This window comes from Streptomyces sp. SID14436 (assembly GCF_010548465.1).
GTDB lineage: Bacteria > Actinomycetota > Actinomycetes > Streptomycetales > Streptomycetaceae > Streptomyces.
The window spans coordinates 1-7,072 of sequence record NZ_JAAGMD010000143.1; the positions used below are offsets into that span (position 1 = coordinate 1).

Below are 7,072 nucleotides of genomic sequence, written 5' to 3' on the forward strand. Positions count from 1 at the left end.
GACGCGGTCGTCGCGGACGCCTCCGGCGCCGCCGGCCTGAGCACCCTGCTGCCCCTGCTCGGCCCCGGCGCGGTCCTCACCCCGGACCTGCCCGACCCGCCGGGGGGCGCCCCGTTCCGCCGGCCCGGCCCGCCCGGACCGGTCCACGCACCCGCCCGGCACCCGGACGACCTCGCCTACCTGATGTTCACCTCGGGCAGCACCGGCACACCCAAGGGCGTGCCCGTCCGGCACCGCAACGTCAGCGCCTTCGTCGGCGCCGCCCTGGACCGGCACGCCTTCGGGCCCGGCGACCGCTTCAGCCAGATCCACGAGCTCACCTTCGACCTGTCGATGAGCGAACTGTTCCTCGCCTGGGGCTCCGGCGCGTGCCTGCACGTCCTCAACCGCCTCCAGGCCCTGGCGCCCGCCCGGCTGTCCGGCCGCCGCATCACCGTCTGGCACGCCACCCCCAGCCTGGCCGCCTCGCTGCGCAACGCCGGGCGGCTCGGCCCCGGCTCCCTGCCCGACATCAGGACGACGCTCTTCTGCGGCGAACCCCTCACCACCGGCGTCGCCCGCGCCTGGCAGGCGGCGGCGCCCGGCTCCGACATCGACAACCTCTACGGCCCGACCGAGGCCGCCGTCGCCTGCACCGGGCACCTCTGGGACGCCGCCGACGACGCGCCGGACGACGCGACCGTGCCGATCGGCACGCCGTTCCCCGGCGTGCACACCCTCGTCGTCGACGAGGACGGCACCCCCGCGGACACCGGCGAACTCTGCCTGCGGGGCGCCCAGGTGTTCTCCGGCTACCTGGACCCGGCCGAGGACGAGGGCCGGTTCCTCGACCACGCGGGACGGCGCTGGTACCGCACCGGCGACCGGGTGCGCCGCGACCCCGGCGGCGTCCTGGTCCACCTCGGGCGGGCCGACAGCCAGGTCAAGGTCCAGGGCTACCGCGTGGAGCTGGGGGAGGTCGCCGCGGCCCTGCGCGCCGCCGCCCCCGGCGCCGAGGTGGCCGTCCTCACCGTCGGCGCCGCCACAGGCCCGCAGCTCGTCGCCTGCCTGATGGGCGGGGAGCCCGTCACCCAGGCCGAGGTGCTCGGCCGGGCCGCCCGCCGCCTGCCCGCCTACATGATGCCCCGGCTGCTGTGGTGGGTGCCGGCGCCCGTCCTCAACGCCAACGGCAAGGTCGATCGCCCATACCTGCGCCGGGTCGCCGAACGGCGGCTGGCGTCCCTGCAGTCGTCGTGACACCGGTCCGCTCAGTTCTGAGCGGGCACCGGCCCCCTCGCCCACGAAGCTGACCCGGTCCGGGGCACAACGGATCGCGTACGGGAGGTAGTCAATGCTCAGTCCGGGATCCCGCGTCGAAGCAGAGGTCGCACTGGACCCGACCGACTTCGTCGTCCAGGAACACCGGCTCCGGGACGTCAGCCTGATGCCGGGCAGCGCCTTCTTCGACGTGATCTGGCGGATGCTCGACGCCCGCGGCCTCGACCCCGAACGGGCCGAACTGACCGACGTCCTGTTCACCGAGCCCGTCACCACCGCCCCCGGCACCGGCCGGCAGCTGCGGATCGTCATCGAGGGCGGCGCCGACGGGACGGCCGACGTGCGCGCCACCAGCCGCCCGGTGGGAGCGGGCCGGTCCGGTGAACCCTGGGTGGAGAACCTCAGGGGCCGCCTCGGCTGGACCGACCGCCCGCTGCCCGCCCTCGCCCCCGAGGTGCGCGAGGCGCCCGGCGACGCGGGCGACATGGCCGCCGTGTACGCCCGGGCCAGCGCCCAGCAGGTGCACCACGGGCCGCGCATGACCTGCACCGGCACGGTGCGGCGGGGACCGGACGCCCTGCTCGCCGAGATCGACCTCCACACCGGCTCCGGCGCCGACGAGGACTACCACCTGCACCCGGCACGACTGGACGCGGCCACCCTGCTCGGCTTCTGCCGGTCCGAGGCGGGGGAGGACCCCTTCGTCCCGATGTTCGTCGGCCGGTTCCGCGCCGTCCGGCCCCTGCGCGGACCGGTCCTGGTGCATGTGCCCGCCGTCGAACGGCTCACGGAATCGGGGGAGTTGCTCAGCAACGACATCTACGTCCACGACCCGGACGGCCGTCCGGTGGCCGAGATCGTCGGCTTCGCCTCCAAGCGCCTGCGTCCCGGCGCCCACATCACGGCCCCGAGCGCTGCGCGGACGGAGGGCGACGCCGAGGGCTCGCGGACGCCCTCGGCAGCCACGGAAGCGCCGGGGGAGCGGGCGACCACCTCCCCCGAGCCCGGCCGGACCGGCGGCATGGCCGACCGGGTCCGCGAGGTGCTCGCCGAACACCTCGGGCGGCCCGCCCCGCAGATCCCCTCCGACGTCGGCTTCTACGAACTCGGCCTGAACTCGGTCGACGTGCTCAAGGCCACCGAGCGGCTGGAGCAGCTGGTCGGCGATACCCTCTACCCCACGCTGCTGTTCGAGCACACGACCGTCGACGCGGTCGCCGCGCACCTCGTCGCGGAACACGGTGGGTTCGATGCCGCCACCGTGGACACCGCGGGCGGCCCTGCGTCCTCGGGAACGCCGGCCTCCCCGGGCATTCCTGCATCCGCGGGCGCCTCGTCCACCCCGGCCGGGGAACTCTGCGCCTTCGAACCCGTCTGGGCACCGGCGCCCGCTCCCGGCCCGGCGTCCGGCCTCGGCCCGGCGCCCGCTCCCGGCCCCGGCGGCCGTGACATCGTGGTGTTCGGCGCCGAGTGGGCCGAGGCGCTGCGCGCCGCCCGGCCCGACCTGCGGATCATCCCCGTCGTCGAGGACGGTCCGGTGCCCGGGGGCGGACACCGCGTCGACCGGCAGGACCGTGCGGCCCTCACCGCCCTGCTGAGGCAACTCGCCGCGGACGGCCGCGACCCCGCCGTCCTCATCGACGCCACCTGGCCGGCACCCGGCCCCTACCACCGGCTGTGGACCCTCGCCTGTGCCGTAGTCGACAGCCGCAGGCCCGGCCCGCACCGGCTGCTCGCCCTGCACGGCGCCGGAGCCGACGCCGGCCACCGCTCCCTCGGCGCGCTGCTGCGCACCGTCAACGCCGAAGTGCCGTCCCTGCGTTGCCGCTCGGTGACCCTCCCGGACGGACCGCCCGACGTGGCGGCGGTGCTCGCCGAACTGGACGACGCGACGGCCGAACCCGAAGTCCGTCACCACCGGGGACGGCGCTGGGTGCGCCGGCACCGGCCCGTCGCCCTGCCCGCTCCGGAAGGGCTCCCGCTCCCGCCGGGCGGTTCGTACCTCGTCGCCGGAGCCGGACGGATCGGTCTGCACGTCGCCGGCTGGCTGGCCCGGGAACACCGCGCCGCCCACCTCACCCTCGCCGCCCGCAGCGAGGAGTCCGCCGAGATCACCCGGCACATCGCCGCGTGGCGCGAGCTCGGCGTCACCGCCCGCTACGTGCGGGCCGACCTCTCCGACCCGGCCGACGTGGACCGGCTGGCCGGCACCGCCCGCGGCGCGCACGGCCGGCTCGACGGCGTGTTCCACTGCGCCGGCGTGGTCGACGACGGCGTCTTCTTCCGCAAGAGCCCGGAGCGGTCCGCCGCCGTCCTGGCGGCGAAGACGCGGGCGGTGACCCTGCTCGACCGGGCCACCGCCTCGGACGACCTCGCCGTCTTCGTGGCCTTCTCGTCGCTCGCCGCGACCCTGCCCAGCCCGGGCCAGTGCGACTACGCCTACGCCAACGCCGCACTGGCCGACCTGATGCGGGCCCGCACCGGGCCCGGCCGCAGCCTCGCCGTGGAGTGGCCGTACTGGGCGGACGGCGGCATGACCGCCCCGGAAAGCGCCCTGCGGCACGACCACGACACCCACGGCCTGCTGCCCATGCCGACCGACGCCGCCCTCCGCGCCCTCGGCGGCGCCCTCGCCTCCGGCCGACGGCACGTCCTGATCGGCTACGGCGAACCGGACCGTGTCCTCGCGGCGCTCGGCCCGGCCCCGGACGGGGACCAGCGGCTCGAACCCTTCAGCACGGGTGCGGGTACCGGCAAGGCGTCGGCGACGCGGACGGACCCGGCGCCGGCCCGCACGGCGAAGCCCGCCCCGTCCGTGGATGCCGCTGCCGCCGACCCGGACGCCATCGCCGTCATCGGGATGGCCGGACGCTACCCCGGGGCCGCCGATCTGGCGGAGTTCTGGGACAACCTGCGGGCGGGACGCGACTGCGTCACCGAGGTGCCGCCCGAACGGTGGCCGCACGACCGGTACTTCGACCCGCGGCCGAACACCCCGGGCCGCACCTACGGCAAGTGGGGCGGCTTCCTCGACGGCATCGACCGGTTCGACCGCGCCTTCTTCGGCATCTCCCGGCGGGAGGCCGAGCGCATGGACCCGCAGGAGCGGCTGTTCCTGACCACGGCCTGGCAGGCCGTCGAGGACGCCGGCCACCGGCCCGACCGGCTGCACGACCGGCGCATGGGTGTGTTCGTCGGCGTGATGTCCTCGCACTTCCAGCTCGTCGACGACGCACCGGACGAACCGCTGCCGCTGGCCCTGCACTCGTCCGTCGCCAACCGCGTCTCCTACCGGATGGACCTGAGCGGCCCCAGCATCGCGGTCGACACCGCCTGCTCCTCCTCCCTGACCGCCATCCACCTCGCCGTGCAGGCACTCCGCGCCGGAGAGTGCGCCTGGGCCCTCGCCGGCGGGGTCAACCTGATGCCGCACCCCGAGAAGTACCTCCAACTCGCGGCGGGACAGTGGCTGTCACGCGACGGCCGGTGCCGCAGCTTCGGCGAGGGCGGCACCGGATACGTGCCCGGTGAGGGGGTGGGCGCGCTCCTCCTGAAGCCGCTCGCCGCCGCGCTCGCCGACGGAGACCACGTCCACGGCGTCATCCGCGGCTCGCGCCTCAACCACGGCGGCCGGGCCAGCGGCTTCACCGTGCCCAACCCCGCCGCCCAGACGGAGGTGGTGGTCGGCGCCCTGGCGGCGGCCGGAACGGACCCCGCCACCGTCACCTGCGTCGAGGCGCACGGCACCGGCACCTCGCTCGGCGACCCGATCGAGGTCCAGGGCCTGCGCGAGGCGTACGCCGGCGTCGACACCACCTGCTCCCTCGGTTCCGTCAAGTCGGTCATCGGACACCTGGAGAGCGCCGCCGGGGTCGCCGCGGTGACCAAGGTGCTGCTCCAGCTGCGGCACCGGACGCTCGTCCCCACGCTGCACAGCGACGACGTCAACCCGGCGCTGCGCCTCGACGACAGCCCCTTCCGCCTGCAACGCACCGCCGAGCCCTGGCAGCCGGGGCAGGCGGGCGTACGGCGGGCCGGTGTCAGCTCGTTCGGCGCCGGAGGCTCCAACGCCCACCTCGTCGTCGAGGAGGCCCCCGCGCCCCCCGCCCCGGCCCCTGCCGAGGGCCCCGCCGTCCTGGTCCTGTCCGCCGAGGACGACGACCAACTCGCCCGCGTGGCACGGGACATGCTGGCCTTCCTGGACCTGCGGGACGGGGACGCGGTGCGCCGCGAACTGGCCGCGCTGCTCGGAGTGAGCCCCGACGACGTACCGGTCACCGTGCCGCTGCGCGACCTCGGCCTGGAGCGGGTGGACCTCGGACTGCTCGCGTCCACCGCCGGGCTGCGCGCCGACGAACTGGCCCACCGCACCCTCGCCGACCTGGACCTGGACCTGGATCTGAGCCCGGAGCGGGACCGTGGCGGGGCGGCTCCGCTCCTGCACGACATCGCCCACACCTCGCAGGTCGGCCGCACACCGCGGGCCCGCCGCCTGGCGGTCGTCTGTACGGACACGTCCGCCGCCCGGCACGCGTTGCGCACCTACCTGGACGGCGGCGCCCCGCCCCCGGGCGCCCACTGGGGGCGGGACGCCGACCCCGACGCCGCTCCGGCCGACCTCACCGACGCCGTCGAACGGCGCCATTGGGAACGGCTGGCCGAGGCATGGGCGGCAGGGGCCGACGTGCCCTGGCACCTCTGCCACCCGCCGGGCCGGCGACGGGTGCCCCTGCCGCCCTACCCCTTCCGGGGAGAACGCTGCTGGCCCGGGCTGTGGCGGTCGGAATCCGCCGGGTCCGCCACCGCACCTCTCTCCCCGCCCTCCGCACCCCTCGAACGGACCGGGCCGGCCCGGCGGAGCGAAGACCGACTGGAGGCTGACGCAATGGCGGTGGCGGAGACAGGGGCCGCGGCCGGGGACACCGACCGGCCGGCCTGCGAGGTGCGACGCCTGCCCGACGGGATCCTGCTGGTCACACTGGGCCGGAGCACGTTCACCGACGAGCTCCTCGACGGCTTCCGCGACGCCCTCACCTCGGCCGCCGCCGACGACTCGGTGTCCTGTGTCGTCATCACCGGTACCGGAGACGTGTTCAGCATGGGGGCCACCCCGGAGGCGATGGCCCGACTGGCCGCCAAACAGGGCACGTTCGCCGACGTGTCCTTCCTGCACCAGCTCGTCCTCGCCTGCGACAAGCCGGTCATCAGCGCCCTCCAGGGACACGCCAGCGGCGGCGGCCTGGTGTTCGGCCTGTACGCCGACGTCGTGGTCATGGCCCGGGAGGCGAGCTACGGCCTGCCGTTCCTCACCTACGGCTTCACCCCGGGCGCCGGAGCCACCTACTTCGTCGAACGCACGCTGGGCACGGCCGTCGCCCAGCAGCTCTTCTACACCGGACGCCCGCTGACCGGTGCCGAGCTGCGCGAGCGCGGCGCCTCGGTCGACGTACGGCCACGGGCGGACGTCCTGTCCACGGCCCTCGCCCACGCCCAGTCCGTCGCCCGCCAGTCCCGCGCCGCCACCGCCGAACTCAAGCGCGAGCTGGCCCGCCGCACCACTTCCGCCTTGTCCGACGTGATCGAACGGGAACTGCGTATGCACGAGCGAGTGCTGGGCGGCGAGGCCGTCGAACGGGTCCACAGCCGCCTCGGCCGCGACACGGCACCGCCGGTCGCGCCTCCCGAAGCCGAAGCCGACCCCGGCCCCGTCCCGGCCCGCGTCGCGGCGCCCGCGCCGGCCGCGCCGGCGGCACCGCCTCCCGCGTCTCCCCAGCCTCCCGCGCCCGCCGGGCCGGTGCCGGAGACCGGTCCGAGC

The 7,072-nt window shown here is 75.9% G+C and carries 2 protein-coding genes; both read left to right on the top strand.

Going from position 1 to position 7,072, the window contains the following annotated elements; genetic code table 11:
* Window positions 1-1,236: AMP-binding protein (locus G3I53_RS05365; protein ID WP_164438071.1), on the top strand; the 1,236-nt coding region annotated here is incomplete at its 5' end.
* Window positions 1,237-1,330: 94 nt separating this feature from the next.
* On the top strand, window positions 1,331-7,072 hold a 5,742-nt coding region (locus tag G3I53_RS05370; RefSeq protein ID WP_164438072.1), incomplete at its 3' end, for an SDR family oxidoreductase.